The organism is Croceibacterium aestuarii, assembly GCF_030657335.1.
Classification (GTDB): Bacteria; Pseudomonadota; Alphaproteobacteria; order Sphingomonadales; family Sphingomonadaceae; genus Croceibacterium_B; species Croceibacterium_B aestuarii.
The window spans coordinates 2,846,374-2,871,868 of record NZ_CP131039.1 but is presented as its reverse complement, the minus strand read 5'-3'; the positions used below and the strand labels follow the sequence as shown (position 1 = coordinate 2,871,868).

At 67.3% G+C, this 25,495-nt stretch carries 28 protein-coding genes; 12 read left to right on the top strand and 16 right to left on the bottom strand.

Features of this window, described 5'->3' with window-relative positions:
* Window positions 1-62 precede the first annotated feature (62 nt).
* The 7 genes from Q7I88_RS14140 to Q7I88_RS14110 all read right to left on the bottom strand — a co-directional run bounded on the left by Q7I88_RS14140 (window position 63) and on the right by Q7I88_RS14110 (window position 6,872).
* Complete coding sequence (locus Q7I88_RS14140) at window positions 63-341, bottom strand: hypothetical protein (RefSeq protein WP_305096549.1); 279 nt, start codon at window positions 339-341, stop codon at window positions 63-65.
* Window positions 342-395: 54 nt separating this feature from the next.
* Complete coding sequence (locus tag Q7I88_RS14135) at window positions 396-653, bottom strand: ATP synthase F1 subunit epsilon (RefSeq protein ID WP_305096548.1); 258 nt, start codon at window positions 651-653, stop codon at window positions 396-398.
* 4 nt (window positions 654-657) lie between these two features.
* Window positions 658-2,115 carry a F0F1 ATP synthase subunit beta gene (gene atpD, locus Q7I88_RS14130; protein ID WP_305096547.1) on the bottom strand — a complete coding sequence of 486 codons (1,458 nt, stop codon included), beginning with the start codon at window positions 2,113-2,115 and terminating at the stop codon, window positions 658-660.
* A 57-nt stretch (window positions 2,116-2,172) separates the two neighbouring features.
* Complete coding sequence (locus Q7I88_RS14125) at window positions 2,173-3,045, bottom strand: F0F1 ATP synthase subunit gamma (protein WP_305096546.1); 873 nt, start codon at window positions 3,043-3,045, stop codon at window positions 2,173-2,175.
* 28 nt (window positions 3,046-3,073) lie between these two features.
* On the bottom strand, window positions 3,074-4,603 hold the full coding sequence (gene atpA / locus Q7I88_RS14120; RefSeq protein WP_305096545.1) for a F0F1 ATP synthase subunit alpha: 1,530 nt from the start codon (window positions 4,601-4,603) through the stop codon (window positions 3,074-3,076).
* Between the two features lie 7 nt (window positions 4,604-4,610).
* Complete coding sequence (locus Q7I88_RS14115) at window positions 4,611-5,165, bottom strand: F0F1 ATP synthase subunit delta (protein WP_305096544.1); 555 nt, start codon at window positions 5,163-5,165, stop codon at window positions 4,611-4,613.
* Between the two features lie 141 nt (window positions 5,166-5,306).
* Window positions 5,307-6,872 (bottom strand): S1C family serine protease, encoded by a 1,566-nt coding sequence (locus Q7I88_RS14110; RefSeq protein WP_305096543.1) that lies wholly within the window; start codon window positions 6,870-6,872, stop codon window positions 5,307-5,309.
* A 102-nt stretch (window positions 6,873-6,974) separates the two neighbouring features.
* Here Q7I88_RS14110 and ada point away from each other — a divergent pair, with 102 nt between their 5' ends.
* The 3 genes from ada to Q7I88_RS14095 are packed head-to-tail and all read left to right on the top strand — an operon-like array spanning window position 6,975 to window position 9,700.
* On the top strand, window positions 6,975-8,003 hold the full coding sequence (gene ada, locus Q7I88_RS14105) for a bifunctional DNA-binding transcriptional regulator/O6-methylguanine-DNA methyltransferase Ada (protein ID WP_305096542.1): 1,029 nt from the start codon (window positions 6,975-6,977) through the stop codon (window positions 8,001-8,003).
* Window positions 8,000-8,761, top strand: coding sequence for an isocitrate lyase/PEP mutase family protein (locus Q7I88_RS14100; RefSeq protein WP_305096541.1), 762 nt, complete (start codon window positions 8,000-8,002; stop codon window positions 8,759-8,761). The genes ada and Q7I88_RS14100 overlap by 4 nt, the downstream gene beginning before the upstream one ends.
* 9 nt (window positions 8,762-8,770) lie before the next feature.
* Complete coding sequence (locus tag Q7I88_RS14095) at window positions 8,771-9,700, top strand: CPBP family intramembrane glutamic endopeptidase (RefSeq protein WP_305096540.1); 930 nt, start codon at window positions 8,771-8,773, stop codon at window positions 9,698-9,700.
* On the opposite strand, the gene Q7I88_RS14090 is transcribed toward Q7I88_RS14095, so the two are convergent.
* Window positions 9,653-11,818 carry a primosomal protein N' gene (locus tag Q7I88_RS14090; RefSeq protein ID WP_305096539.1) on the bottom strand — a complete coding sequence of 722 codons (2,166 nt, stop codon included), beginning with the start codon at window positions 11,816-11,818 and terminating at the stop codon, window positions 9,653-9,655. The two genes, Q7I88_RS14095 and Q7I88_RS14090, sit on opposite strands and share 48 nt — an antisense overlap.
* Before the next feature lie 66 nt (window positions 11,819-11,884).
* Between Q7I88_RS14090 and Q7I88_RS14085 the strand changes: the two genes are divergently transcribed.
* Window positions 11,885-12,577: a DUF4197 domain-containing protein gene (locus tag Q7I88_RS14085; protein WP_305096538.1), complete on the top strand. Its 693-nt coding sequence runs from the start codon at window positions 11,885-11,887 to the stop codon at window positions 12,575-12,577.
* 233 nt (window positions 12,578-12,810) lie between these two features.
* Window positions 12,811-14,628, top strand: a complete 1,818-nt coding sequence (cobT, locus tag Q7I88_RS14080; RefSeq protein WP_305096537.1) for a cobaltochelatase subunit CobT — start codon at window positions 12,811-12,813, stop codon at window positions 14,626-14,628.
* Between the two features lie 51 nt (window positions 14,629-14,679).
* Here cobT and Q7I88_RS14075 read toward each other — a convergent pair whose 3' ends face one another.
* From Q7I88_RS14075 to Q7I88_RS14065, 3 genes are all read right to left on the bottom strand, one after another.
* The gene (locus tag Q7I88_RS14075; protein WP_305096536.1) at window positions 14,680-15,201 is read right to left on the bottom strand and encodes a copper chaperone PCu(A)C domain-containing protein; all 522 of its coding nucleotides are present in this window, start codon (window positions 15,199-15,201) and stop codon (window positions 14,680-14,682) included.
* 119 nt (window positions 15,202-15,320) lie between these two features.
* On the bottom strand, window positions 15,321-16,028 hold the full coding sequence (locus Q7I88_RS14070; protein WP_305096535.1) for a hypothetical protein: 708 nt from the start codon (window positions 16,026-16,028) through the stop codon (window positions 15,321-15,323).
* Window positions 16,029-16,117: 89 nt separating this feature from the next.
* Window positions 16,118-16,414, bottom strand: coding sequence for a hypothetical protein (locus Q7I88_RS14065; RefSeq protein WP_305096534.1), 297 nt, complete (start codon window positions 16,412-16,414; stop codon window positions 16,118-16,120).
* Between the two features lie 163 nt (window positions 16,415-16,577).
* On the opposite strand from Q7I88_RS14065, the gene cysS reads away from it, so the two are divergent.
* The 3 genes from cysS to Q7I88_RS14050 are packed head-to-tail and all read left to right on the top strand — an operon-like array spanning window position 16,578 to window position 19,828.
* A complete protein-coding gene (gene cysS, locus Q7I88_RS14060; RefSeq protein WP_305098617.1) occupies window positions 16,578-18,053 on the top strand; it encodes a cysteine--tRNA ligase in 1,476 nt (491 codons plus the stop codon).
* Window positions 18,041-18,973 carry a D-2-hydroxyacid dehydrogenase gene (locus tag Q7I88_RS14055; protein WP_305096533.1) on the top strand — a complete coding sequence of 311 codons (933 nt, stop codon included), beginning with the start codon at window positions 18,041-18,043 and terminating at the stop codon, window positions 18,971-18,973. The genes cysS and Q7I88_RS14055 overlap by 13 nt, the downstream gene beginning before the upstream one ends.
* Before the next feature lie 9 nt (window positions 18,974-18,982).
* Entirely contained in the window at window positions 18,983-19,828 is an 846-nt protein-coding gene (locus Q7I88_RS14050) for a fumarylacetoacetate hydrolase family protein (RefSeq protein WP_305096532.1), read from the top strand.
* 133 nt (window positions 19,829-19,961) lie between these two features.
* On the opposite strand, the gene Q7I88_RS14045 is transcribed toward Q7I88_RS14050, so the two are convergent.
* Together Q7I88_RS14045 and Q7I88_RS14040 are read right to left on the bottom strand one after the other, a co-directional pair.
* Window positions 19,962-20,312, bottom strand: coding sequence for a hypothetical protein (locus tag Q7I88_RS14045; protein ID WP_305096531.1), 351 nt, complete (start codon window positions 20,310-20,312; stop codon window positions 19,962-19,964).
* The gene (locus Q7I88_RS14040; protein WP_305096530.1) at window positions 20,299-20,490 is read right to left on the bottom strand and encodes a hypothetical protein; all 192 of its coding nucleotides are present in this window, start codon (window positions 20,488-20,490) and stop codon (window positions 20,299-20,301) included. Before Q7I88_RS14040 ends, Q7I88_RS14045 begins: the two co-directional genes overlap by 14 nt.
* Before the next feature lie 100 nt (window positions 20,491-20,590).
* Here Q7I88_RS14040 and Q7I88_RS14035 point away from each other — a divergent pair, with 100 nt between their 5' ends.
* Window positions 20,591-21,238: a LexA family transcriptional regulator gene (locus Q7I88_RS14035; RefSeq protein WP_305096529.1), complete on the top strand. Its 648-nt coding sequence runs from the start codon at window positions 20,591-20,593 to the stop codon at window positions 21,236-21,238.
* 134 nt (window positions 21,239-21,372) lie between these two features.
* Here Q7I88_RS14035 and Q7I88_RS14030 read toward each other — a convergent pair whose 3' ends face one another.
* Window positions 21,373-22,116 (bottom strand): class I SAM-dependent methyltransferase, encoded by a 744-nt coding sequence (locus Q7I88_RS14030; RefSeq protein ID WP_305096528.1) that lies wholly within the window; start codon window positions 22,114-22,116, stop codon window positions 21,373-21,375.
* Between the two features lie 108 nt (window positions 22,117-22,224).
* Between Q7I88_RS14030 and Q7I88_RS14025 the strand changes: the two genes are divergently transcribed.
* A complete protein-coding gene (locus tag Q7I88_RS14025; protein ID WP_305096527.1) occupies window positions 22,225-23,256 on the top strand; it encodes a nuclear transport factor 2 family protein in 1,032 nt (343 codons plus the stop codon).
* Window positions 23,257-23,271: 15 nt separating this feature from the next.
* Here the strand turns inward: Q7I88_RS14025 and Q7I88_RS14020 are convergent, their stop codons facing one another.
* Window positions 23,272-23,913, bottom strand: coding sequence for a hypothetical protein (locus tag Q7I88_RS14020; RefSeq protein WP_305096526.1), 642 nt, complete (start codon window positions 23,911-23,913; stop codon window positions 23,272-23,274).
* Window positions 23,914-24,031: 118 nt separating this feature from the next.
* Here Q7I88_RS14020 and Q7I88_RS14015 point away from each other — a divergent pair, with 118 nt between their 5' ends.
* Window positions 24,032-24,706, top strand: a complete 675-nt coding sequence (locus Q7I88_RS14015) for an MBL fold metallo-hydrolase (RefSeq protein ID WP_305096525.1) — start codon at window positions 24,032-24,034, stop codon at window positions 24,704-24,706.
* Here Q7I88_RS14015 and Q7I88_RS14010 read toward each other — a convergent pair.
* Window positions 24,703-25,098 (bottom strand): MAPEG family protein, encoded by a 396-nt coding sequence (locus Q7I88_RS14010; RefSeq protein ID WP_305096524.1) that lies wholly within the window; start codon window positions 25,096-25,098, stop codon window positions 24,703-24,705. The genes Q7I88_RS14015 and Q7I88_RS14010 overlap by 4 nt on opposite strands.
* A gap of 201 nt (window positions 25,099-25,299) precedes the next feature.
* On the opposite strand from Q7I88_RS14010, the gene rpmF reads away from it, so the two are divergent.
* Window positions 25,300-25,482 (top strand): 50S ribosomal protein L32, encoded by a 183-nt coding sequence (rpmF, locus tag Q7I88_RS14005; RefSeq protein WP_305096523.1) that lies wholly within the window; start codon window positions 25,300-25,302, stop codon window positions 25,480-25,482.
* Window positions 25,483-25,495 lie beyond the last annotated feature (13 nt).

The following is a 25,495-nucleotide window of genomic DNA, read 5'->3' as shown; positions in this document are numbered from 1 at the left end:
CAGGATGGTTAATTTTTCGCTTAGTAGGCGAAACTCGGGGCGGCGGAATCTCGCCCGGCCGATCAATCGATCCCGCTGGAGCCGCGGAAGGTAGGGCGTCCCACCGCCAGCGTCGGTAGCAGTCCGAGCAGGGCGTAACCCGCGGCGCGCACGACGAGGCGCGGGAGCATATCGCGGCGGTGCGGCCAGAGAGCGACGCCGCCCAAGAAGACGCACTGCGGGGCGACGGTGTACTTCACCTGCAGCGCGAGCCCGCCCGCTCCGGCCGCGGTGATGCGGTCGGTTAGAGGACGGGCGAGGGGAAAGACTAGCCAGCCGCCGACAGGGAAGCGCGAGGCCAAAACGAAAAAGAGCGCCGCGGCGGGCGCCCTTCTCGTGTTCCGATAGGTGGAAAATCAGTCCTCGATGCGCTCCGCCAGAACGGTGAGGCCGTTCTCCCCGACCTCCGCAAATCCGCCGCGGACCTCGACGTTCTCCGGCTGGGCGCCTTCGGTGCGGTAGATTTGCACCGCGCCGTCGCGGATCGTCGACATCACGGGCGCGTGGCCTTCGAGCACGCCGAAGTCGCCTTCGGTGCCGGGGACGACGACCATGTGGACGTCCTCTGACCGGACCAGCTTTTCCGGCGTGACCAGTTCGAAGTGGAGGGCCATGGCCTCAGGCGTCCTCGGCCATTTTCTTGGCCTTCTCGACCGCTTCCTCGATGCCGCCGACCATGTAGAACGCGGCTTCCGGCAGGTGGTCGTATTCGCCGTCGACGACGGCCTTGAACGACTTCACGGTGTCTTCGAGCTGGACGAACTTGCCCGGGATGTTGGTGAACACTTCGGCCACGTGGAACGGCTGGCTGAGGAAGCGCTGGATCTTGCGCGCGCGGGCGACGGTCAGCTTGTCCTCTTCGGACAGCTCGTCCATGCCGAGAATGGCGATGATGTCCTGCAGGCTCTTGTACTTCTGCAGCGTTTCCTGGACCTTACGAGCGGTCTCGTAGTGCTCCTGGCCGACAACGCGCGGCTCGAGCACGCGGCTGGTCGAGTCCAGCGGGTCGACCGCCGGGTAGATGCCCAGCTCGGAGATGGCGCGCGACAGCGTGGTCGTGGCGTCGAGGTGGGCGAACGAGGTTGCCGGGGCCGGGTCGGTAAGGTCGTCCGCGGGAACGTAGATCGCCTGCACCGAGGTGATCGAGCCCTTGGTGGTCGAGGTGATGCGTTCCTGCAGGTTGCCCATGTCGGTCGACAGAGTCGGCTGGTAGCCCACCGCCGAGGGAATACGGCCGAGCAGAGCCGACACTTCCGAACCGGCTTGCGTGAAGCGGAAGATGTTGTCGACGAAGAACAGCACGTCCTGGCCTTCCTCGTCGCGGAAGTATTCGGCCATGGTCAGGCCCGAGAGCGCGACGCGGGCGCGGGCGCCCGGGGGCTCGTTCATCTGCCCGAACACGAGCGCCACCTTGGAACCATCCGAGGTCGGGTTGCCTTCGGCATCCTTGGCGATAACGCCGGCGTCGAGGAATTCGTGGTACAGGTCGTTACCCTCGCGGGTACGCTCGCCGACGCCGGCGAACACCGACACGCCGCCATGGCCCTTGGCGATGTTGTTGATCAGCTCCTGGATCAGCACGGTCTTGCCCACGCCGGCGCCGCCGAAGAGGCCGATCTTGCCGCCGCGCGCATAGGGGGCGAGCAGATCGATCACCTTGATGCCGGTGACCAGGATCGAACTTTCGGTCGACTGGTCGACGAACAGCGGTGCCTCGGCGTGGATCGGGTTGCGCTTCTCGGCGTTGACCGGGCCGCGCTCGTCGATCGGCTCGCCGATGACGTTGACGATGCGGCCGAGCGTCTTGGGGCCGACCGGAACGGAGATCTGCTGACCGGTATTGGTCACCTGCTGCCCGCGGGTGAGGCCGTCGGTGCCGTCCATCGCGATCGTCCGCACGGTGTTCTCGCCGAGGTGCTGGGCAACCTCGAGCACCAGCTTGTTGCCGTTGTTGTCGGTTTCCAGCGCGGTGAGAATTGCCGGCAGGTCGCTCTCGAAGGTCACGTCGACGACGGCGCCGATGACCTGGCTAATGGTGCCGGTGGTGGTCTTGTTGAGCACGGGGGCGGTGGCCATGGTATTTTCCTTGGTCTGAAACTTACAGCGCTTCGGCGCCGGCTTGGTTGTCTGTTGCTACAGCGCTTCCGCGCCAGCAATGATTTCGATCAGTTCGGTGGTGATCGCGGCCTGGCGGCTGCGGTTGTACTGGATGGTCAGCTTGTTGATGAGCTCGCCGGCGTTGCGCGTCGCGTTATCCATAGCGGTCATCGAGGCGCCCTGTTCCGACGCCTCGCGCTCGAGCAGCGCGGTGAACAGCTGGGTCTTGACGTAACGCGGCAGCAGCTCGGCGAGGATTTCCTCCTCGTCGGGCTCGTACTCGACGGCCGCCCCGCCGGCGCTGCCGCCTTCGGTGGCGGGAACCGGGATGAGCTGGGTGGTGACCGGGTCCTGCGCCAGAGCCGACTTGAACACCGGCGCGACGAGATGCGCGACATCGAACTTGCCCGCATCGAACATGGCGACGAGTTCGGCGGCGATTGCCTCGGCTTCCTCGTAACCCGGCGTCCGAACGGTCGAGGTGTCATAGCCCGCCGCAATGGCGTTCGGATAGTCGCGGCGAATGGGCGCACGGCCCTTCTTGCCGACGAGATAGAAGCTGACGTCCTTGCCCTGGGCCAGCAGCTCGCGGGCGCGGACCTTGGCTTCCTTGACGAGGTTCGAGTTGAGACCGCCGCACAGGCCCTTGTCGGTGTTGACGACGACCAGCAGGTGCTTCTTGTCGCTGCCCGTTCCGGCGAGCAGTTTCGGCGCACCGTCGCGGCCGACGACCTTGCCGGCGAGCGAGGCCATCACCGCGTTCAACCGTTCGGCATAGGGCCGTCCGGCTTCGGCCGCAGCCTGCGCCCGGCGCAGCTTCGCGGCCGCGACCATCTGCTTGGCCTTGGTGATCTTCTGGGTCGACTTGACCGAGTTGATCCGACCCTTGAGTTCCTTCAGCGAGGCCATTTCGGCTCCCTAGTTCGTCTCGTCAGGTTCAGGCGTACTGCTTGGCGAAAGCGTCGAGCGCGGCGACGACCTTCGCCTTGGTGCCGTCCTCGAACGCCTTGCTCTCGCGGATCTCCGCCAGGACATCGGCGTGCTCGGCGCGCATGAAGGCCAGCATCTTGGCTTCGTAGTCGGTCACCTTGTCGACCGGGACCACGTCGAGGTAGCCGTTGGTGCCGGCAAAGATCGACACGGTCTGCTCTTCGAACGGCATCGGCGAGAACTGCGCCTGCTTGAGCAGCTCGGTGAGCCGCGCCCCGCGGTTGAGCAGCTTCTGCGTCGAGGCGTCGAGGTCCGAACCGAACTGCGCGAAGGCGGCCATTTCGCGGTACTGCGCGAGCTCCAGCTTGATCGAGCCCGAGACCTTCTTCATCGCCTTGGTCTGTGCGGCGCCGCCGACGCGACTAACCGAAAGGCCGACGTTGATCGCCGGGCGGATGCCCTGGAAGAACAGGTTGGTCTCGAGGAAGATCTGCCCGTCGGTGATCGAGATCACGTTGGTCGGAATGTAGGCCGACACGTCGCCCGCCTGCGTTTCGATGATCGGCAGCGCGGTAAGCGAGCCCGAGCCGTTGTCGGCGTTCATCTTCGCCGCGCGCTCGAGCAAGCGGCTGTGCAGGTAGAACACGTCGCCCGGATAGGCTTCGCGGCCCGGCGGACGGCGCAGCAGCAGCGACATCTGGCGGTAGGCGACGGCCTGCTTGGAAAGGTCGTCGTAAACGATCACGGCGTGCATGCCGTTGTCGCGGAAGAATTCGCCCATCGTGCAGCCGGTGTAGGGCGCGAGGTACTGCAGCGGGGCCGGCTCGGAAGCGGTCGCGGCGACGATGATGGAATATTCCATCGCCCCGTTCTCTTCGAGCGTGCGAACGAGCTGCGCCACGGTCGAGCGCTTCTGCCCGACGGCGACGTAGATGCAGTAGAGCTTCTTGCTCTCGTCGTCGCCGGCGTTGACTTCCTTCTGGTTGATGAAGGTGTCGATGGCGACGGCCGACTTGCCGGTCTGGCGGTCGCCGATGATCAGCTCACGCTGGCCGCGGCCGATCGGCACCAGCGCGTCGATCGCCTTGAGGCCGGTCTGCACCGGCTCGTTGACCGACTGGCGCGGAATGATGCCCGGCGCCTTGACCTCGACGCGCATGCGCTTGTCGGCAACGATCGGACCCTTGCCGTCGATTGGATTGCCCAGAGCGTCGACCACGCGGCCGAGCAAGCCCTTGCCGACGGGGACGTCGACGATGGTGCCGGTACGCTTGACGCTTTCGCCTTCCTTGATCTCGGCATCCGAGCCGAAGATCACGACGCCGACGTTGTCGGCCTCGAGGTTGAGCGCCATGCCCTGCACGCCGTTCGCGAATTCGACCATCTCGCCGGCCTGGACCTTGTCGAGGCCGTGGATGCGGGCGATGCCGTCGCCGACCGACAGCACGGAACCGACTTCGCTCACTTCGGCGGCGGTGCCGAAGTTGGTGATCTGGTCCTTGATGACCTTGGAGATTTCAGCGGCGCGGATTTCCATGACTGATTCAGCCCTTCATGGCTTGTGCGAGTGAGTTGAGGCGAGTGCGGATCGAACCGTCGATCCGCTTGGAACCGACCGTGACGACAAGCCCGCCGAGCAGGCTAGGATCGACACGAGTCTTGAGCTTGACGGTGCGGCCTTCGCGGGCGCGCAGTTTGCCTTCGAGAGCAGCGATTTGCTTGTCGCTCAGGGCATGCGCGCTGGCGACTTCCGCAGTCACTTCGCCGCGCTGGGCGGCAGCGATGGCATGGAAGGCGCGAATCATGGCCGGCAGTTCGGCGACGCGGCGGTTCTCCGCCAAAACGCCGAGGAAGTGGCGGGTGAGTTCGGTCAGCTGCATGGCCGAACCGAGGCCCCCCATGACCCGGCCGATCGCTTCGCGGCTGATTTCGGGGTTGCGGATCAGGGCCCGCAGTTCGGCCGAGTCGCCGAGCGCCGATTCGATGTTCTCGAGGTCGGACTCGACCGCGGTGACGGTGCCCGCCTCGCTGGCGAGATCGAACAGCGCACTGGCATAACGCCCTGCCAGGCTGGCCTGAATACCGGCGGAAAGCTCCACGCGAAGAGGTCCTCTTTGGGTCCGAAGGAACAGGTTTTAAGCATGCCGTCAGATGGGCGCGCAGCAGCGGCCCCGGCAAGGCTGGCGCGCCCCTAACACCGGGCATGCTGCGATGCAACCCGACTCCGCTGCCCCTTATCGCTAGTCCTTGGGCGCGGCGTCCTGCGCCTGGGTGCACTGATACACCAGCCGTTCGTTGGGCTGCGGCGGGAGCAGCGAGAGTATGGCCGCCTGCCTGGCTCCAAGATCGCGCGCCGCGTCGCTTCCCCCGCCGCACGCGGGCGCCGTGTAATCGCTGCGGGCGGCGCGCGCCTTGGCCATTTCGTCGTGGCCGAGCAAGTACCGTTCCACCCGGTATTCGCCGGTCGCCGGATCGAAGCGGTTGACCGACACGCTGGCCTCGTCGTTGGGCACCAGGACCCGCGACCAGGCCCCGCCATCCGCGCCGTACTGGGTGCGGCCGTTGATGCAGCCCTGGGCGGTCCATTCGATCGGCACCGACTGAGCGGCCGCCCCGGTCACCCGGCTGCGCGCCGGTTGCAGCGTGCAGGTCAGCTTGCCGGGCTTGAGGCCGGGCGCGGCGATCGCGCCGGTGTCTTCCGCCGCCATTTCCTCGCGCAGCAAGTCCTGCAGCCGGTCGTCGCCTTCGGAGAAAGTCGGACGGGCGAGCCATGCGGCGAGGGCCCCGGCCAGGGCGAAGGCAGCGATGCCGGCGGCGATCTTCATCTGCTGGCGGTTCTCGTCTTCGTAGCGCACCCAGGCGAACCCGCCGGCACTCATCGCCACGAGGACCAGCAGCAAGGCCAGCGCCATGCGGTTGTCACGCTCGTCCATGATCTCGAAATCGATGGTTCGCCGTGCTTCCTCGCGGCGCTGAATCATCGCTTCCTCTGCGGCTTGTGCCCGGATCTGGGCCTGGCGCGCTTCCTCTGCGGCCCGCGCGCGCTCGGCGGCATCGAGATCGGCAAGGCTGCGGCACGGCGTGCTGTTGATCTGCGGCGTGATGTTGTTTGCGCGCAGGAACGGCAGCAGCTCGCGGGTCGAAATGGCGAAGTAGAACTCGGCATCGGCGCCGCCGCTCTCGGCGCCGAAGCTGTTGACGCCGATCACGCGGCCGCACGGGTCGAGCAGCGGGCCGCCCGAATTGCCGCGGGCGATCGGGGCGGTGTGCAACAGGGTGTCGAATTCGCGGGTCGGGCGGTGCCCGGCGAGCGAGCCTGTCGCCTTGACCGGCGGCTGCGAGCGGAACAGGTCGCTGATCTTGAGGCCTTGCGCGCGATCCACGTTCATCGGGTAGCCCACCGACACGACCTGTCCCGCATCCGCCGGCGGATTGCCCGAGATCGTCAGCGGGGGCAGGTTCATCGCCTTCGTCGTCGCAATCAGCGCGAGATCGTTGCGCGGGCTGACCGAGACCAGCCGGCCGTAGACCGCCTCGCCGCCATCGGACGGGACGATGCCGATCGACAGGTCCGGGTCGTTGCGGGCTTCGGCGACGACGTGCGCATTGGTGACTATGTATTCGGGCGTCACAGCGAAGCCGCTGCCGTGGCCGAGGGGCGCGATGTCGCCTTCGCCGGCATTCTCGACGATGACAACTCGCACCACGCCGCGCGCGGCGGCGTCGATATCGCCGGGGTCGGCCTGCAAGGCCGCCGGGATGGCGAGTAGAACGATTGCGACGAGGGCAGCCAGGTGGCGGAGCATGTGTCGCGCTCTAGGCCCGTCCCGGTTTTGAACGCAAGCCGCGGGACGCGCGGTCACGAGGGATTCGCTAGGCCGGGCAGCGGAAGCTAAAGGAGCGGTGCAATGATCGACGAACAATCTGCGTGGGCGGCGGTCCAGAGGCGCGACCGCCGGTTCGACGGGCGCTTTGTCACGGGAGTGCTGACCACTGGCATCTACTGCCGCCCGTCATGCGCCGCGCGGCATCCGGCGCGCGGCAACGTCCGGTTCTTCGCCGACGGGTCCGAGGCGCGCGCCGCGGGCCTGCGCCCCTGCAAGCGATGCCGGCCCGACGAGGTCGCTCGCGACGATGCGGCGGTGCTCGCGGCGATCGACGAGATCAAAGCCAGCGAAAGCAATCTGACGCTGGACGAACTGGCCGAACTGACCGGCTATTCGGCGACCCATTTCCAGCGCGTCTTCACCCGTGCCACGGGGCTTTCGCCGGCGGCCTATGCCCGCGCTCTGCGCGAGGAGCGGGCGCGCGAAGTGCTGCCGGGTGCGCAGCGGGTAACCGATGCAATCTACGATGCAGGATTCGAAAGCGCTTCGCGCTTCTACGATACGATGAGGGACAAGCTGGGCATGACGGCGAGCGACTGGAAGGACGGAGGCAAGGGACGCACGATCCATTACGATGTCATCGACACCACGCTCGGCCCGATGCTGGTCGCGGCCACCGAGTTCGGCGTGTGCTGCCTGTCGTTCAACGAGGGGCGCGAGGACCTGGCGCAGCGCTTTCCCAAGGCCGAACTGATCGAAGGGGGCGAGGCCTTCCGTGCGCTGTTCGAACGCGTTGTCGCTGCAGTCGAGCGGCCCGGGACCGACGGCGACATTCCGCTCGACGTCAAGGGTACCGCGTTCCAGCAACGGGTATGGGACGAACTGCGCCGTATTCCGGCGGGCGAAACGCGCAGCTACGGCGAACTGGCCGCCGCACTGGGCAAGCCCAGCGCTAGCCGCGCGGTCGGCGGCGCAAACGGGGCGAACAACATTGCCGTGCTGATTCCCTGCCACCGGGTTATAGCTCACGACGGCACGCTTGGCGGTTACGCCTACGGCCTTCACATCAAGCGCGAACTCCTCGCGCGGGAGAAGAAGAAGCAGGGATGAACGACAAGCGGGAAATTTTCGCCGAACTGCACCAGCCGGGCAATCCGCTGCTGTTGTACAATATCTGGGATGTTGGCAGCGCCCGGGCGGTCGCCGCGGCAGGCGCCACGGCGCTCGCCACCGGCAGCCACGGGTTGGCCGAAGCGAACGGCTTTCCCGATGGCGAGCAGATCCCGTTCAATCTGTTCCTCGATTGCGCGCGGCGCATTGCCGAACGTGTCGACCTGCCGCTCACCGTGGATTTCGAAGGGGGCTTCGCAGTCGATGCCGCGCACGTCGCCGATCACGCGCAGTACCTGGCTGAAACCGGTGCGGTCGGCTGCAACTTCGAGGACCAGGAGGTCGGGGGGCCTGGCCTGCACCCGATCGCCCAGCAGGCCACGCGGGTCGCGGCAGTGGTGCAGAGCGGGATGTGGGTGAACGCCCGAACCGACCTGTTCCTGCGCAAGATGATCGCAGGCGATAACGCCAACGATCGCTCGCTCCTGCCCGAAGCGATGGAGCGTGCGGCAGCATATGCCGAAGCGGGAGCGCACAGCTTTTTCATCCCCGGCGTAAGCGACATCGAGCTGATTGCGGAAATTTGTTCCGCCTCTCCCCTGCCGGTGAACGTGATCAAGCCAGACGCAGTTGAAATCGCCGCGCTGGCGAATGCGGGGGTCGCCCGGATCAGCTGGGGCCCGCGACCGTGGCGGCTAGCGATGACCGCGCTGACCGAGCAGGCGCGCGAGCTTTACCGCGACCGACGCCCGGCCTAGACCTCCGCCATGATGAGTATCACGGTTGCGGCCTCGAAGCCGAACATTGCCCTGCGCGTCCTGCGCTTTCCGCTGGTTCTGATCGTGCTCGGCGCAATCCTCTTCACCCTGATTGCCGCACCGATCGAGGCAGCGGCCTTCGCGGGCGAGGGGCCCCTGTCTCCGCCCATGATATTGCTTGGCGCGCTGATAACGGCGGCAGTCATCGTCCTGGTGTGGAAAGGCTGGCGACGCTGGATCGAGGGCGGAGCGGACAGGGAGTTCACTCTGCCCGGTGCGGGCAAGGAGCTCGGTCTCGGCCTGTTTGCCGGGTTTCTACTGTTCTGCGCCGTAGCGCTGGCAGCCTGGCTGCTCGGGGCGATGACTTTTCATGGCCTGCGCCCGTTCGGCGAGACCCAGTTCTGGCTCTGGGCTGGCGTCGGCGTCATCAGCGGCGTGTACGAAGAAGTGCTGTTTCGCGGCATTCTCCTGCGCCAGCTCGAGAGGCTGGGCGGCACGTGGGTTGCTTTGGCGGTGTCTTCGGCGGTGTTCGGGGCGATCCATTTGTCGAACCCCGATGCCACGCTCACCGGCGCGGCGGCGATAGCCCTCGAGGCCGGCATCCTGCTCGGCGCGGCCTACCTGATCACCCGCCGCCTGTGGTTCGCCGTCGGCCTGCACGCGGCGTGGAATTTCACCCAGGCCTGGGTCTTCAGCGTTCCGGTTTCGGGCACTGGAACCCCGATCGGCCTCATCTCGACCCGGCGCGACGGGCCCGAGCTTCTGACCGGCGGCGATTTCGGGCTTGAGGCATCTTTGATCTCTGTGGTCATCGTGACCCTCTTCGGTTCCTACCTTCTGTGGCGCGCGGTGCAGAGGGGCGAGATTCGCCCGCCCGAGTGGCGCAAAGCCTCACACGAAGCTGTAAGGGTCGATATCGACGGCGACGCGCACGCCTGACGGGAATTTCAGCCCACCGAGCCATTGCCGGATGACGTGCTGCACCTCCGCGCTGCGCCGCGCGTTGAGCAGCAGACGATAGCGAAAGCGACCGCGCAGCAGCGCCATCGGTGCGGGGGCGGGGCCGAGGATCATTACGTCGTCGAGCGAGGGCCGGGTCGCGCCGATGCGGCTCGCCGCCTCGCGCGCTTCGGCTTCGTCCTCACTCGAGACGATGATCGCGGCCCAGCGGCCGAACGGCGGCGCGCCGGCATCGCGCCGCGCCTCGGCCTCGGCGTCGTAGAAGGCGTCGCGGTCGCCCGCGGCGAGGGCGGCGATGACAGCGGCCTTGGGATGGCGGGTCTGGATCAGGACCTCGCCCGGCTTGGCCCCGCGGCCCGCGCGCCCAGCGACCTGCGCGACCTGTTGGTAGGTCCGCTCGGCCGCGCGCAAGTCGCCTCCCTCGAGCCCGAGATCGGCATCGACCACTCCAACCAATGTGAGTTCGGGGAAGTGGAAGCCCTTGGTCACCAGCTGCGTGCCGACGATGACGTCGATCGCGCCACCTTCCGCCGCGGCAATGAATTCCGCCGCGCGGGCGGGAGAGTTGAGCGTATCGGAGGTCACAACGGCAATGCGCGCTTCGGGCAGCAGTTCGGCCACCTCGTCGGCGATGCGCTCGACGCCCGGGCCGCAGGCGACGAGGCAGTCCGGCTCGCCGCATTCTGGACAAGCCGCGGGCGGGGCGGTCTCGTGGCCGCAGTGATGGCAGGCGAGGCGGTTCGACAGGCGGTGCTCGACCAGCCAGGCGCTGCAATTGGGGCATTTGAAGCGGAAGCCGCAGTTGCGGCACAGCGTGAGCGGGGCGAAGCCGCGGCGATTGAGAAACAGCAAGGACTGCTCGCCGCGCTCAAGCCGGACGCGCATTTCCTCGACCAGCCGCGGCGCGAGCCAGCGGCCGCGATCGGGCTTCTCCTCGGTCAGGTCGATCACCGCGATCTCGGGCAGTTGCGCCCCCCCGAAGCGGTCGGCCAGTTCGATGCGCTCGTAGATCCCGCTCGCCGCCATCTGCAGGCTTTCGAGCGCCGGGGTGGCGCTCGCCAGGATTACCGGCACCTGCTCGAAGCGGGCGCGCATCACGGCCACGTCGCGGGCGTTGTAGCGCACCCCGTCGTCCTGCTTGAAGCTGACCTCGTGCGCCTCGTCTACGACGACCAGGCCGAGCCTGGCGTAGGGCAGGAACAGCGCCGAGCGCGCGCCGACCACGACTTGCGCCTCGCCCGCGGCAATCGACCTCCATGCGCGGCGACGTTCGGTCGATTTGAGCGAGCTGTGCCAGACAACCGGAGCGGCACCGAAACGATCCTCAAAGCGGCGTAGGAAGGCCTCAGTGAGCGCAATCTCGGGCAGCAGGACGAGCACCTGCGCTTCCTTCGCCAAGGCGGCGGCGACGGCCTCGAAGTAGACCTCGGTCTTGCCCGATCCCGTGACCCCGTCGAGCAGGAACGGCGCGAAGCCGCCGCGTTCCACCGCCGCGACGAATATAGCCGCCGCCTCGGCCTGGCTTTCGCTCAGGTCGGGCACCGCGAAATCGGCGCGAGCACGGGGGTAGGGACGGTCGCAGTCGACCTCGACCGGTTCGAGCACGCCCTGGTTGACCAGCCCGCGCAGCACCCCTTCACTGACCCCGGCGAGGCCCGAAAGCTCGCGGATCGTCGCCTGCTCGCCTTCGAGCGCGGCGATGGCGTGTTCGCGCTGCGGGGTCATGCGCTCGGGCATGCCGCCGGTCAGGCGGTACTCGGTCATCGTCGCGGGGCCGCGCAGCGCGCCGCCGCTCGCCAGCACCATGCGTGCGACCGAGGCTAGCGGCGCGCAGTAGTAGTCGGCAGTCCATTCGATCAGCCGCCGCAGCGCGGGCTTGAGCGGTGGTACGGGCAGCACGTCGACCAGCGGGCGCAGCTTGGAATCCGGAACCGGGCTCGCCGGTAGCCGTTCCGCCTCCCAGACAATGCCGACGACCTGCCTCGGCCCCAGCGGTGCAACGACGACGCTGCCCGGCTCGACGGCCATCCCTTCGGGAACGCGGTAGTCGAGCGGGCCGAGCGCGGCGTTGAAGATGACGAGACGGACGCGGTTCATGATGCTGCCTCCATATGGGCGGCCTGTGGGCGGCACCGCAAGCCGCGGGAACGAGGAGCTGTTGAGATGACCGCCATGACGACGACAATCCCGCGCCGGGCCTTCCTGGCCGGGACGGCGGCCGGCGGGGTCTTTGCCCTGTCTGCCTGCGCCAACGGCTTCGGGGGCTTCAGCTTCGTCGACGCGGTGCAGCGCCTGCTGTTCCTGTCGAGCGAGCGCGCGTTCGACCGGATGACCGCCGATGGCGGTTTCTGGGACCAGGAGGTCGCCTCGCTCGGGCTCGGAGAATTCCTCGGCGGGCGCGGCGACGTGCTGACCCGCATCCTCACCTCGTCGCTGTTCAAGGGGCGGCTCGAGCGAGCCTTCGGCGATATCGCCTGGGACGCCTCGCAGCGCGCCGCGCCCGTCGTCGCGGATACGATCCGCACGATCGGTTACCAGAATGCGGTGGATCTCATTCGCGGCGGCCCGACGGCTGCCACTAGCTACTTGCGCGGCGCCATGGGCAACCGCCTGATCGACGTGGTGGCCCCCGACGTCGGCAACGCCCTACGCGTGGCGCGGGAGCCGCTGGTGGGCCAGCTGCTGTCCGCGCTGACCGGGGTCGACGTTTCGGGCCTGGCCAACGGGTTCGCCAACAAGGTGGACGACGTGATCTGGCAGCAGATCGGACTCGAAGAGACCGCCATCCGCCGCGATCCGAAGAGCACCAACGACCCGGTCCTGATCGGCGCGCTCGGCGTGGGCAACGCGCTCTAGAGCTGCGCGGTGAGCGCTGTTGCGAGACGTAACGCCAGCGATGGGCGGCGCTGAGCAGTTTCGCGGCGTCTGCAGTTGAGGCTGCCAGTTGCAGCTCCCGGCGCCCTGAGCTGCATTCGCCCGCGAACGACCGTTCGTCGATTCGCCTCCCGGCGCGGTCCATACCCGCGGTCGAGGGCGAGCGCCGCTAGCGGGGCTGGCCTCGCCACCTGCGGCTGCTTATAGCGCGGCAGGTGTCCGACGATTCCCCCCTCGATCGCTTCCGCCTCGCGCTGACCGGCGCGGCGCGCGCCATTGCGCACGATCCGGAGACCGAGGTTTCGTGGACCTCGGACCAGCCGGGCGTGCAGGGCAAGGCGATGCGGGTGCCGATGCCCGGCCGCAACCTGCCGGCAGAGGCGGCGCGCGAGGCGCGCGGGTTCGCCGACAGTTTCGCGCTCAAGCTGCGCCACCACAACGCGGCGATGCACCAGCGCGCCATGCCGGCGGAACCCGCGGCGCGGGCCGCCTACGACATGATCGAGCGGGTGCGCTACGAGGCGCTGGGCGAGAACAACTTCGCCGGCATGCGCGACAACCTTGCCGCGGCGACCGACCTGCGGACCCGCTCCGACCCCATCGCGCGCGCAGCCAACGAGGGCGAGGTGGCGCTGCCGACCGCGCTGGCGCTGATGCTGCGCGAGGCGCTGACCGGCCAGCCGATCCCGCCGTCGGCGCAGGCCAACGTCGACCGGGTGCGCGAATCGATCGAATCGCGCATCGGCGACGACTTCGAACGCCTCGCCACCCTGCTCGAAGACCAGAAGGCCTTCCAGCAGCTCGGCCTCGACATGCTCCGCCACCTCGAAATGACCGCGTCCGAGGAATTGGACGAGGCCGGCGACGAGGACATGGAGGGCGACGAGGAAGACGGCGGCGACGAATCCGACACCGACGATAACGACGAACAGGGCAGCGAGCAGCGCCCGCAGGAAATGACCGCCGAGCAGGGCGAGGGCGACGAGGACGGCGAAAGCGAATCCTCGCCCCAGGAACAGGAGATGGCCGAGGGCGATCCCGGCGACGAGGGCGAGGAAGGCATGATGCCGGTCCGCCCCAATCGCCCGTGGACCGAGCTGCCCGAAAGCTTCGATTACAAGGTCTTCACCGAGGAATTCGACGAAGTCGTCGAGGCCACCGAACTGTGCGACTACGAAGAACTCGACCGGCTGCGCGCCTATCTCGACAGCCAGCTGACCGGGCTGCAAGGCGTCGTCACCCGGCTCGCCAACCGGCTGCAGCGGCGGCTGATGGCGCAGCAGAACCGCAGCTGGGACTTCGACCAGGAAGAGGGGTTGCTCGACGCCGCCCGCCTCGCCCGCGTTGTCGTCAGCCCGGGCCATTCGCTGAGCTACAAGATCGAGCGCGACCAGGAATTCAAGGACACCGTCGTCACCCTGCTGATCGACAACTCCGGCTCGATGCGCGGGCGGCCGATCTCGATCGCCGCGATCAGCGCCGACATCATGGCCCGCACGCTCGAACGCTGCGGGGTCAAGGTCGAGATTCTCGGTTTTACCACGCGCGCATGGAAAGGCGGCCAGAGCCGCGAGAAATGGCTGGCGAGCGGCAAGCCGGCCAGCCCGGGCCGTCTCAACGACCTGCGCCACATCGTCTACAAGAAGGCCGACGAACCGATGCGCCGCGCGCGCAAGAACCTCGGCCTGATGATGCGCGAGGGGCTGCTGAAAGAGAACATCGACGGCGAGGCGCTGCTCTGGGCACACACCCGCCTGCTCGCCCGCAGCGAGGACCGCCGCATCCTGATGGTCATCTCCGACGGCGCGCCGGTCGACGATTCGACGCTGAGCGTCAACAACGCCGGCTATCTCGAGACGCACCTGCGCAAGGTCATCGAGTGGATCGAGAAGGTCTCGCCGGTACAGCTGGTGGCCATCGGCATCGGTCACGACGTGACGCGCTATTACAAGCGCGCGGTGACGATCATGGACGTCGAGCAACTCGGCGGGACGATCATCGAGCAGTTGGCGGATCTGTTCGAGGTCGAGTGACCGGGGGGATCTCCACCCTCGACCAGTGGCCCGGCAGATGCTCGCAGATCGTTAGCTCGCCTTGCCAGCATCCCCGTCGGCCGAGCCGGTGCCGGCTCCCGCATATTCGACCGTCATCGGCACCACCAGGCTGTCGGCATCGCCGAACGTCAGCCGCATATTGACGCGGGCGCCCGGCACGACCTCGGAGTTGTAATTGGCCAGCACGACCTGGCTTTCGCCGGACCCGAACGAGACGGTCTCGCCCGGAGGAACGGGAACCTGGGCAAGGCTTTCGGTGACCGGCCGCTCCGGACTGCCGAGTACCGCGCCGCTCGAATTCTCGACTGCGACGCCGGTAATGTAGAGCGTGTTGTCTGCCGCGAGATTCCGGACATCGAAGGAGATGCGGGCGGGTTCGCCCGCATCCGGGGGCAGGACCAGGCGCGCATTCTCGACCGCTGCCACCGAGGCGAAATCGGGGGCCGGCGGTGCCGTGGTTTCATCGTCGGCGGTGAACGGCGCGAAGAACAGAACTGCACCGATCACCGCGATCACGGCCACCACGGCGATCTTCATCCAATGTTTCTGCATGGTCCTGCTCCTTCCCGGGTTTTCTCGCGCAGTCCCGACGCGAGGGGGGGCTGCCTCTTTCGAAACCTTCTCGCCCGACAATGTTCCGCAATTCGAAGGCGCTGAGGTTTGCCCGGGCGTCAGGCCGGGTTGCCGCGGCGGTTCTCGGCCCTGGCCTGTTCCTTTTCCAGCATCGGCAGCATGCGCACCCGCGGGAACACCTCGTCCAGGGTCTTTTCCTCAGGCAGGATGTAGACGATCCCGCCCTTCTTGAAGCGCGTCTTGATCTGCTTGAGGTAGAACTGCGTGTCGATGTTGATGCAGCCGAAAGTGATGCGGTTGTCGTCGGCCGTAGGCGAGGCGAGCCGCTGCGGGCGGCGCTCGGCCTTGTTGTCCTTGACCACGGCGTGCAGCGCCACCGAATTGGGAAAGTCGACCCACAGCACGCTCTTCCAGCCATAAGCGGGGCCGAGCTGGGCGAAGAAGCGCCCGGCAGGGGTCGTCCGGTTCGCTGGCCCGATTTCGCCGAGCTTCTTCTTGCCGATTCCAGGGGCAGAGTCGTCGCCGACGCCCACCCCGATGAGGACCGGCGTTTCGCCGATCAGCTCGCCTTGCCCGTCGAACAGCAGCATGGCCGCCGAAGTCTTGTCGATGACGATATAGGGCAACCCTTGGTTGTCATCCGATGCGGCGATCCAGCGGGTAAGCCGGTCTGCATCGTCGGAGCGAACCAGCGCCGGCTGCAGCACGGCCTCGGGCTCTGCAGGCTTCTTCGGTGCGGTCGCCTGGGCGGGGAAGAGAGGGCAAAGAAGAAGCGTTGCGGCGAGGCTCGCCGCAACGCTCTTCATTCTGAGGGCAGGTAGGCGAATGGGGGCGGCTCCGGTGATATTGGACGTACTAGCGCTCAACGCCCCTTCTGCCACCGCGTTCCGCCGGATCAACCGCGCGGCTTGCGCTGCGCTGCGAGTCTCTGGTCGATGGTATTCACCCGGCCGTTGAGCTGGTCGATTTTCTGCGAATTCTGCTGCGACTGAGCCGAGGCAGCCTGCGCCGTGGTCAGCGCGTTGTTGGCGGTGCCCTCCACCGTCGAGAGGCGCGAGTCGACGCCGTCGACGCGCTGGTTCACGCTCGCGACCTGTTCGTCGACGTAGCCCTTCGTCGCACAGCCGCCGAGGGGGAGGGCGCCGGCGGCGAACACGGCGGCAATCGCCAGTTTGGATTTGGTCGGGTGCATCCGGTTGTCCTTTCGGGAATGCTAATGGGTTCACTCGAAACGCCCGCCGGGACATTCGGGCATGACCGATCCGGCGAGCCGTGCCGTCGATGGGGCGGGCGGAAAGTACGCCGCGGGAACAGGGCGGCTTGACCTCGGGCGCGCCGTGCGTAAGCCCGCGGCGATGACCGCCCCCCTTCACCTGTTCAACTCGCTCTCTCGCGCTCTGGAGACCTTCGAGCCCGTCCACCCCGGTGAGGCGCGGGTCTATTCGTGCGGGCCGACGGTCTACAACTACCCGCACATCGGCAACATGCGCGCCTATGTCTTCGCCGACGTGCTCGGGCGGACGCTGAGCTGGAAGGGCTACAAGCTCACCCACGTCATCAACATCACCGACGTCGGCCACCTGACCGACGACGCCGACGCGGGCGAAGACAAGCTGGAGAAGGCGGCGGCCGAGCGCGCGCAGTCGATCTGGGACATCGCGAAGCATTACACCGAGGCTTATTGGGCCGACGTGAAGGCGCTCAACATCCGCCAGCCGGCCGAATGGTCGATCGCCACGAACTACATCGACGAAATGCTCGAGTTCGCCAAATCGATCGCGCCCGAGCATTGCTACGAACTCGACAGCGGGCTTTACTTCGACGTCTCGACAGTGGCGGACTACGGGCGGCTCGCGCGGGCAAAGACGGATGAAGGCGAGGGCCGCATCGATCCGGTCGAGGGCAAGCGCAACGCGGCGGACTTCGCCATCTGGCGCAAGACCCCGGCGGGCGAGAAGCGGCAGATGGAGTGGGATTCGCCGTGGGGCAGGGGGGCGCCGGGCTGGCACCTCGAATGCTCGGTGATGAGCGGCAAGCTGCTCGGCTTCCCGTTCGACATCCACACCGGCGGGATCGACCACCGCGAAATCCACCACCCCAACGAAATCGCCCAGAACCAGGCCTTCTGCCACTCCGACGCGAGCGGGGCGAAGGTGTGGATGCACAACAACTTCCTCGTCGAACGCTCTGGAAAGATGAGCAAGAGCGCGGGCGAATTCCTCCGCCTCAAGCTGCTGAGCGACAAGGGCTACCACCCGCTCGCCTACCGCCTGATGTGCCTGCAGGCGCATTACCGCAGCGAGCTCGAGTTCAGCTGGGACGGGCTGGAAGCGGCGCTGACGCGGCTCAAGCGCATGGTCATGGCGACCGGGCAGTTGCTCGCCAAGCTCGGCGACGAGGAGCCGGTGGCCACCCCCGAAGGAGGCTGGACCGAGACGGCCATCCACGGCGAGCTCGACGCCGTGCTGCTGCCGCGGCTGGTCGAGTTCGACGAGGCCATGTCGGACGACCTCAACACCCCGCTGGCGCTGACCGCGCTCGAAGCGGTGCTGGCGGCGAAGAAGGCCGATCCGCGCCAGCGGCACGCGCTGGTGGCGGCAATGGACGCGGTGCTGGGTCTCGGCCTGCTCGACCTGACCCGCGAGGACTTGCGGGTGCGACCGGCCGGTGCGCAGATCGCCGAGGCCGAGATCGAGGCCGCGCTCGACCGCCGCAAGGCGGCCCGCGCGGCCAAGGACTTCGCCACCTCCGACGCGATCCGCGACGAGCTCGCCGCCGCGGGCGTCGAGGTCATGGACGGCGACCCCCTCGGCTGGGAGTGGAAGCTCTGAGCGCGACAGTCGCCGTCCTCCCCGCGCTGCATCGGCCAACGCTCGAAGGTCGCCTGCCCGAGTGGCTCGAGGTCCGTTGGTGGCACGATCCCGACGAGATGGTTGCGCTCGCTCCGCAGGCCGAGATCGGCTGGTTCGACCTGCACGAGAAACCGCCGGTGCTGCGCTCGATCGAACTGGCGACAGGGCTGCGCTGGCTGATGACCGCCTACGCCGGGGTCGACTGGCTGCCGCTCGCCGATTTCGAGCGGCGCGGGGTGGTGCTGTCGTGTGGCTCCGGCCTGACCGCAAGCCAGGTTGCGGAGTACGCGGTGCTGGGCATCCTCGCCGCGGCCAAGGGCTTCCCCGAGATCGTCCGCGCGCAGGACCGGGGCGAGTGGCTGCCGGAACCTGCGGGCGAGCGCGACCTTGCCGGGAGCCGGGCGCTGCTGCTGGGATATGGCGCGATCGGTCAGGCAGTCGGGCGGATGCTCGAAGGCTTTGGTGTTGCGATCGAGCCGGTGCGCAGCAGCGACACCGGCTGGCGCGACCGGCTCAGCGCGTTCGACTGGCTCGTCATGTCGCTTCCCGGCACCGACAAGACGCGGGGGATGGTCGGTGCCGACGAGATCGCCGCGCTCAAGTCCAGCGCCGTGGTGGTCAACTGCGGCCGGGCCGACACGCTCGACCAGGAGGCGCTGGTCACGGCGCTGCGCGAGCGGCGCATAGGCGGGGCGGTGCTCGACGTGACGGCGCCCGAGCCGCTGCCGCCGGGGCACCCGCTGTGGTCGCTCGACAATGCCATCGTTACGATGCACCTTTCGGGGATTCCCACCGCGGCAAGCCAGGCCCGCGCCGCCGAGCGGTTCCTCCGCAACTGCGCGCTGTTTCGCGAGGGCCAGCCGCTCGAGGCGCAAGTCGACCTGGCGCGGGGTTACTAGGAGAAGGCCATGAAACTTGCGCGTTTCGAGACCGGGGGGCGCACCGCGCTCGGCGTGGTTGTGGACGACGGCGTGATCGACCTGGCGGCGGCCGGCTGCGACTGGCCCGACATGCTGGCGCTGATTGCCAAGGGCGAAACGGCGCTGGCGAATATTCGTGCGGCCACGAAGGGCGCCGCGCCGCACCATGCCCTCGCCGACGTACGCCTGCTCGCCCCGCTGCGGCCGGGGAAGTACATGGCCATCGGCATGAACTACGCCAAGCATCTCGCCGAGATGGGGCACGCCGAACGGCCCGAGCACCAGTACTGGTTCAACAAGCAGACGACCTGCATCAACGGCCCCTACGATCCGATCGTGCGCGGCGTGACAGGGAAACTCGACTACGAGGTCGAACTCGGCGTCGTCATCGGCCGCAAGGCCAAGGGCGTGAAGGCGGCCAACGCGATCGATCACGTGTTCGGCTACCTTGTCGCCAACGACGTTTCCGCGCGCGACTGGCAGCGCCACAGCCCGACCTTCACCATGGGCAAGAGCTTCGACACCCACGGCCCGATCGGGCCATGGATCGTCACCGCCGACGAAATCCCCGATCCCCAGGCGCTCAGCTTGCGCTGCCTGGTCAACGGCGAGGTCCGGCAGGACAGCACCACCGCAGGGATGCTGTTCGGCGTGGCCGAGCAGATCGAGTATCTCTCGACCGCTTTCACCCTCGAACCCGGCGACCTTCTGGCGACCGGCACCCCGGAGGGTGTCGGCGCCGGGATGGACCCGCCCAAGTTTCTTCAGCCGAGCGACGTCGTGCGCTGCGAGATCGACGGCATCGGGGCCATCGAGAACCGAGTGACCGAATAGCGCCGGGCGCCGTCGAGTATTTGGTCCGGTGGACCGCAAAACGCGCTTTTGAAAACTGTGACTTTCTCCGCAAGGTATTGCAATTGCAGCCGAAAAGTCGGGTTCGCACGCCTCGCCTGTGGACTTTCGCCGGTCATTCGTCGAGCAGCAGCAGCTCGCAGCTGACCGTCATGCGCGGTTCGGGCGCGAGGCGGTGATCGACCGCGACGACCGCGGCATCGGCGACCAGTTGCCGGGGAACGGCGAATTCGTGCTCGGGAAGAAAGGCGATGAAGCTCTCTCCCGCTTGCACGGCCTCGTCTCCCTCGAACGCCAGTTCGAGGCGATGGCGCGTGCCGGCGAAGGTCGCGCTGGCCCAGGCCTTCTCCTCGTGGGCCAGGAGCGCCGCGGGTCCATCGGCGAGGGCGAGAACCTGCTCGCGCAGCTTCACGGCCGGAGAGCGCCGCACCGGGCGCGGCGGAGGGGGCGAATTAGTGAAATGCATGCGGGGTCTCCCGATATTCGTTCATGAAATGTTCTACCCGTTCTTCCATCGCCGGGCGCGGTGTGCGGCCCTTGCGCAGGTCAAGCACCAAGCGCGGGTCGCGCGCGGCGAGACGGCCGAATTTGGTGGCGGGCATGCGGGTGTGGCGCAGAAAGACTTCGATCTTGCGGATCAGCATGGGCGACTCCTTTCCCTGATCGAGCCGGCGACTCGGCCCGCGATTCGTCGCGCGCGAAATCCTACTTGTCTAGGAAAAATCCTACGTGTATAGGAAATACATGAGCGACTCTCGGGAAAATTCCGCCAAGCACCGCTCCCAGCTGCTCCGGCTGGCGTCCGAACGAGGGACCAGCCTTGCCGCGCTCAGCCGCATGATCGGCCGCAATCCCAGCTACTTGCAGCAATTCGTCACCAAGGGCAGCCCGCGCAAGCTCGAGGAAGGCGACCGCAGGAAATTGGCCGACTTCTTCGGGGTCGAAGAATCGGAGCTCGGCGCTCCGGACGAGGGGGCGGGGCGCCTCTCGGGCTGGGTGGAGGTGCCGCGGCTCGCGCTCGAGGCCTCGGCCGGGCCGGGCGCCACCGGGGCCGAGGAGATTGCCTTCGACACCTTCCTGTTCTCCCCCCGATGGCTGCGCGAGAACGGGCTCGACGCCAGGAACCTGTCGGCCATCCGCGTCGCCGGGGATTCGATGGATCCGCTGCTGCGCGACGGCGACGAAATCCTCGTCGATCGCACCCCGCGCCCGTTCCGCGAAGGCGTCCACGTCGTGCGCCTGGGCGAAGCGCTGCACGTCAAGCTGCTCCAGGCGGTGCCGCCGGGCCGCTTGCGGCTGATCAGCAAGAACGCCGCCTACGAACCGGTCGAGGTGGCGATGGAGGATGTCGACGTGGTCGGGCGCGTGGTGTGGAAGGGGGGAAGGTTATGATGGTGCATTCCGAGTGCGGCCTGCTCCCAAACCCGTCGTGCTGAACTCGTTTCAGCGTCGATCGTGCATTCTCGACCGACTTCGCGGGCTGAGAGATCGACCCTGAAACAAGTTCAGGGTGACGACGGACCTGCTCAGGGCCGTTCGAACACCAGTACGAACTGGTCGGTCTTGCCGCGGATCGCGGGGGCGAATACGATCTGGGTGCGCGGGTCTTCGGGATTGCGCAGCGCGTCGCTCTCGGCGACCAGCTTGAAGCCTGCCGCGGCCATGTCCGCCTTGACCACGTCCTCGTCGATACGGTGCAGCTTCTCGGTCGCCTCGAGCTTCGATCCGCGGGCCGCGCTGTGGTCGATGATCACGAAGCGCCCCCCGGGCTTGAGTGCATTGTAGACCGCCTTGTTGAACGCCGGCACGTCGGCCGGGCCCATGAACTTGTCGTAGAGATCGTGGTAGTTCTGCCGGAACCAGATCACATCCGCCTTGGCCGGCAGGCTGAAGGAATTGGCGCGGGTCACCGCGACGACGACATTGGGATGCTCGGGTATAGGCATCGACCCGGCCGGCGGCGTTGTGTGCTTCTCGGCCTCGTCCGCATCGGCGAGGTGCGCGGCGTAGACCGTGCCGGTCGGCCCGACCGCATCGGCGAACAGCCGGTCCCAGTAATCGCCCGGCCAGATGTCGGCCACGGTCTGGCCCGGCTTGAGATCGAGCAGCGCGAGCAGGTCGGCCGGATGGCGCGAGGCGTCGAGCTGGCGGTCGGACTCTGGTCGGGCGGGATCGGCGACGATCGCGGCGATGTCGGGCGAGGTGCCGGCGGCCATACAGGCGGTGGCGCCGAGAAGGCTGGCGAGGGCGAGTGCGGCGAATGTCCTCATGGGGTGGGGTACTCCTCTCGCGCCCGTTTACGCCCACACGGGCGCGGTGTCACGGGCGCAGCAACGGCTGTAAGCTCTGCGCCGAGGATGCGAGTCGGGGAGGAATCGATGGGGTATCGCGCAATCGCCATGGCGCTGCTGCTGGCCGCGCCTGTTTCGCTGCAGGCGCAGGATGGCGCGCCCTCGCTCGAACAGCGGCTCGAGCGGCTCGAGGCCGAAAGCGCCATCCGCCGGGTGCTGATCGAATACGGCAAGTTCCTCGACGCCAAGGACTACCACGATTACGCCGCGCTCTTCGCGAAGGACGGCGTGTGGCAGGGCGGGTTCGGCACCTTCGCGGGCCCGGCGGCGATCGAGAAGATGCTGGTCGACAACATGGGCGCGCCTGAGCCCGGGTTCGTCAACAAGGCCAACTTTCACATGCTGACCAACCCGGTGATCGCCATCGACGGCGATCGGGCGCAGGTCGAATCGAAGTATCTGTTCTGGACCCGCTCGGCCGACGACCGTCCGACACCGCTGCTCGCCGGGCGCTATGTCGACGAATTCGTGCGCGAGAACGGGCAATGGAAGATCGCCCGCCGCACCACCTGGGGCGCGATCCCCTTCCGCGATCCGAGCGGGCCGCCGGCAGCCGGTGGAGGGCCGGCCGCTGCTCCACCGCCACTCTCGACCGAGCAGCGCCTGCGCAGGGCCGAGGACACGCTGGCGATCGAGCGGGTGATCACCGACTACGCCGCCCGGCTCGATGCGCGGGATTTCGACGGGTATGCCGCGCTGTTCGCGCACGACGGCACCTGGCAGACCGGCCGGACGGTCCGCCACGGGCCGGAGGAGATCAAGGCGATGCTCACCGGGCTGTTCGGGCCGACGCCCGCCGGGTTCGCCAACGCCAGCGACTACCACCTCGTCTCGAACATCGCAGTCGACGTCGACGGCGACCACGCCACCGCCCGTTCGCGCCACCTGATGATGACGCGCGGGGAGGGCGGGCACCCGACTCCGACTCTGGCCGGCTGGTACGAGGACGAGTTCGTGCGCGAGGATGGCCAGTGGAAGATCCTCCACCGCATCGACCACCCGCTGATGCCGACGGCTGAGGAATGGGCAAAGGAGATGGCGGCGCGGCGGCCGGGGTGAATCGGGGGCAGCTCGCTAGCGGATTCCGAGATGGAGCAATGTGAAGGTTGCCGCCCCAGTAGCAAAAACGCCGTGGCTGCGCAGCGCCGCCGAGCCGAAGGCGATGCCGATCCGCGAGGTTTCCCGCAGCGCAGTCGCGTATCCAGCCGGATCGTCGCGGTTCGACTGGCCGTGGACGTTGGTCCAGGCTTCGTCAAAGCGGATCGTCACGTTGTGCTCGCCGGGCGATAGAGGAATTACGCCGCGCGGCGGGACGTACCAGCGGTATGAGGCATAGGCGCCCCTTGCACTCCAGTTGTCGCCTCTGCGTTGCAGGTAGAGTGAGACGGTTGCGGGCTCGTCCCGCGCTTCATCGGCGATGAACCGGGTGCCTGGCGCGATGTCGATTCGGTAGCGCAAGGTTACCTGACTTGCGCCGGATAGCGGAAGGACGGTCGTTGTCATGGCATCGATCTGGCCTTCGCCGGCGACCGGAAAGCGAAATTGGACCGAACCACCAGGACCGGGTGCAGGATGCGCCGGCATTCCAGGCGAATAGTTGCGTCCGCGAACCCATGGACCGATGTTCCATTCGTCGGCGACCGGCATGGCCGCCAAGGCGCCTGAAGCCGCGAAGGCGACAAGCGCGAAGGAGAGAAAAACAGTCGGTGCGTACATCGCCTGACGATACGGAAAGGGTGCTTATCAGTCCCTGAACCCCGTTGTAGTGGCATTGCAAGGATTGACGGGCCGAGCTTGCTTGCAATTGTCGCTTGCCTCCGCCACCTAGCCTTCCATGGCCAGCCTCCAGGAATCCCCCCTCCGCGCTGCCATCATCCCCGTCACGCCCTTCGTGCAGAACTGCTCGCTCGTCTGGTGCTCGAAGACGATGCGCGGGGCGCTGGTCGATTCCGGGGGCGATCTCGACAAGCTCAAGGACGCGGTTGCCCGCGCCGGGGTGACGCTGGAGAAGATCCTGCTGACCCACGGCCATGCCGACCACTGCGGGCAGGCGGGGATGCTGGCCGAGGACCTGGACCTGCCGATCGAGGGTCCGCACGAGGCCGACCGGTTCTGGATCAGCCGCCTCGACGAGGACGGGCCGCGCTTCGGCATCGAGACCAAGGTGTTCGAACCGGACCGTTGGCTGCAAGACGGCGACACCGTCAGCTTCGGCGAGGTCGAGCTGGAAGTCATTCATTGCCCCGGCCACACCCCGGGCCACGTGGTATTCTTCCACCGCGCGGCGCAATTCGCCTTTGTCGGCGACGTTATTTTCGAAGGCTCGATCGGGCGCACCGATTTTCCGATGGGCAACCATCAAGATTTGCTCGATTCGATCACCCAGAAGCTCTGGCCGCTGGGCAACGACGTGCAGTTCGTGCCCGGCCACGGCCGCCCGAGCACCTTCGGGCGTGAGCGGCAGGCCAATCCCTTCGTCGGCGACGCGGCGATTGCTGCAGGCGGTTAGGCCACCCCGGCGGCGATGAGGACGGCATAGACGGCCAGGCCAAGCATCGTCAGAAAGGTTATCGCAATGCCGATGACGCGGGGCTTGGGCACGTTCTCGCCATCCATGCCGATGGCGTGCGACACGCGCGCCAGCATGTAGACGCCCATCACCGCCTGCAGCGCCAGCCCGCCGCGCCCGGCGAGTTCGATCGCGGCGCACAGGATGAGCACGAACGGAGTGTACTCGACGAAGTTCATCTGCGCCCGCATCCGCCGGCCGAGTTGCGCGTTGCCGCCGTCGCCATGGGCGATCCGGTTCGCGCGGCGCACGTTGGCGACGCGCGTCGAGAGCCAGAAGTTGAGCACGGCAGCGGCTGCGGCGGCGCTGAGAGTGGTCGGCAACAGGATCATGTGGTCTCCCTCGGGGTGATTTCGCCCGGCTAGGGCAATGCGCCGTGCCCGGCAATCGGCACCGCTTGCGCCCGCAGGAAAAATCGCTATAGCGCGCGCCTTCACCGCATGGCTGCATCCCGCCGCCGCGCTTGCGCGGCACCGGGGCTTGGCCTAGGGCGGCTTCGAAAACCGATCGAGACTTAAGGAACAGGTGACGCAATGGCTGTCCCCAAAAGAAAAGTATCGCCGCACCGCCGGGGCAACCGCCGTTCGCACGATTCGCTTCGTGTCGAGGCGTTCCACGAATGCGGTAACTGCGGCGAACTCAAGCGCCCGCACAACCTGTGCCCGGCGTGCGGCCACTACAACGGCCGCCTGATCATGGAGCCGAAGGGGCTCTGAGCCCTTTCACGCA

What these genes read in the sequence shown, in the direction of transcription:
- Q7I88_RS14135 (WP_305096548.1), bottom strand. Translation starts at nt 653, where the DNA reads ATGGCCCTCCACTTCGAACTGGTCACGCCGGAAAAGCTGGTCCGGTCA.
- atpD (WP_305096547.1), bottom strand. Translation starts at nt 2,115, where the DNA reads ATGGCCACCGCCCCCGTGCTCAACAAGACCACCACCGGCACCATTAGC.
- Q7I88_RS14125 (WP_305096546.1), bottom strand. Translation starts at nt 3,045, where the DNA reads ATGGCCTCGCTGAAGGAACTCAAGGGTCGGATCAACTCGGTCAAGTCG.
- atpA (WP_305096545.1), bottom strand. Translation starts at nt 4,603, where the DNA reads ATGGAAATCCGCGCCGCTGAAATCTCCAAGGTCATCAAGGACCAGATC.
- Q7I88_RS14110 (WP_305096543.1), bottom strand. Translation starts at nt 6,872, where the DNA reads ATGCTCCGCCACCTGGCTGCCCTCGTCGCAATCGTTCTACTCGCCATC.
- ada (WP_305096542.1), top strand. Translation starts at nt 6,975, where the DNA reads ATGATCGACGAACAATCTGCGTGGGCGGCGGTCCAGAGGCGCGACCGC.
- Q7I88_RS14100 (WP_305096541.1), top strand. Translation starts at nt 8,000, where the DNA reads ATGAACGACAAGCGGGAAATTTTCGCCGAACTGCACCAGCCGGGCAAT.
- Q7I88_RS14095 (WP_305096540.1), top strand. Translation starts at nt 8,771, where the DNA reads ATGATGAGTATCACGGTTGCGGCCTCGAAGCCGAACATTGCCCTGCGC.
- Q7I88_RS14090 (WP_305096539.1), bottom strand. Translation starts at nt 11,818, where the DNA reads ATGAACCGCGTCCGTCTCGTCATCTTCAACGCCGCGCTCGGCCCGCTC.
- Q7I88_RS14085 (WP_305096538.1), top strand. Translation starts at nt 11,885, where the DNA reads ATGACCGCCATGACGACGACAATCCCGCGCCGGGCCTTCCTGGCCGGG.
- Q7I88_RS14075 (WP_305096536.1), bottom strand. Translation starts at nt 15,201, where the DNA reads ATGCAGAAACATTGGATGAAGATCGCCGTGGTGGCCGTGATCGCGGTG.
- Q7I88_RS14070 (WP_305096535.1), bottom strand. Translation starts at nt 16,028, where the DNA reads ATGAAGAGCGTTGCGGCGAGCCTCGCCGCAACGCTTCTTCTTTGCCCT.
- Q7I88_RS14065 (WP_305096534.1), bottom strand. Translation starts at nt 16,414, where the DNA reads ATGCACCCGACCAAATCCAAACTGGCGATTGCCGCCGTGTTCGCCGCC.
- cysS (WP_305098617.1), top strand. Translation starts at nt 16,578, where the DNA reads ATGACCGCCCCCCTTCACCTGTTCAACTCGCTCTCTCGCGCTCTGGAG.
- Q7I88_RS14050 (WP_305096532.1), top strand. Translation starts at nt 18,983, where the DNA reads ATGAAACTTGCGCGTTTCGAGACCGGGGGGCGCACCGCGCTCGGCGTG.
- Q7I88_RS14045 (WP_305096531.1), bottom strand. Translation starts at nt 20,312, where the DNA reads ATGCATTTCACTAATTCGCCCCCTCCGCCGCGCCCGGTGCGGCGCTCT.
- Q7I88_RS14040 (WP_305096530.1), bottom strand. Translation starts at nt 20,490, where the DNA reads ATGCTGATCCGCAAGATCGAAGTCTTTCTGCGCCACACCCGCATGCCC.
- Q7I88_RS14035 (WP_305096529.1), top strand. Translation starts at nt 20,591, where the DNA reads ATGAGCGACTCTCGGGAAAATTCCGCCAAGCACCGCTCCCAGCTGCTC.
- Q7I88_RS14030 (WP_305096528.1), bottom strand. Translation starts at nt 22,116, where the DNA reads ATGAGGACATTCGCCGCACTCGCCCTCGCCAGCCTTCTCGGCGCCACC.
- Q7I88_RS14025 (WP_305096527.1), top strand. Translation starts at nt 22,225, where the DNA reads ATGGGGTATCGCGCAATCGCCATGGCGCTGCTGCTGGCCGCGCCTGTT.
- Q7I88_RS14020 (WP_305096526.1), bottom strand. Translation starts at nt 23,913, where the DNA reads ATGTACGCACCGACTGTTTTTCTCTCCTTCGCGCTTGTCGCCTTCGCG.
- Q7I88_RS14015 (WP_305096525.1), top strand. Translation starts at nt 24,032, where the DNA reads ATGGCCAGCCTCCAGGAATCCCCCCTCCGCGCTGCCATCATCCCCGTC.
- Q7I88_RS14010 (WP_305096524.1), bottom strand. Translation starts at nt 25,098, where the DNA reads ATGATCCTGTTGCCGACCACTCTCAGCGCCGCCGCAGCCGCTGCCGTG.
- rpmF (WP_305096523.1), top strand. Translation starts at nt 25,300, where the DNA reads ATGGCTGTCCCCAAAAGAAAAGTATCGCCGCACCGCCGGGGCAACCGC.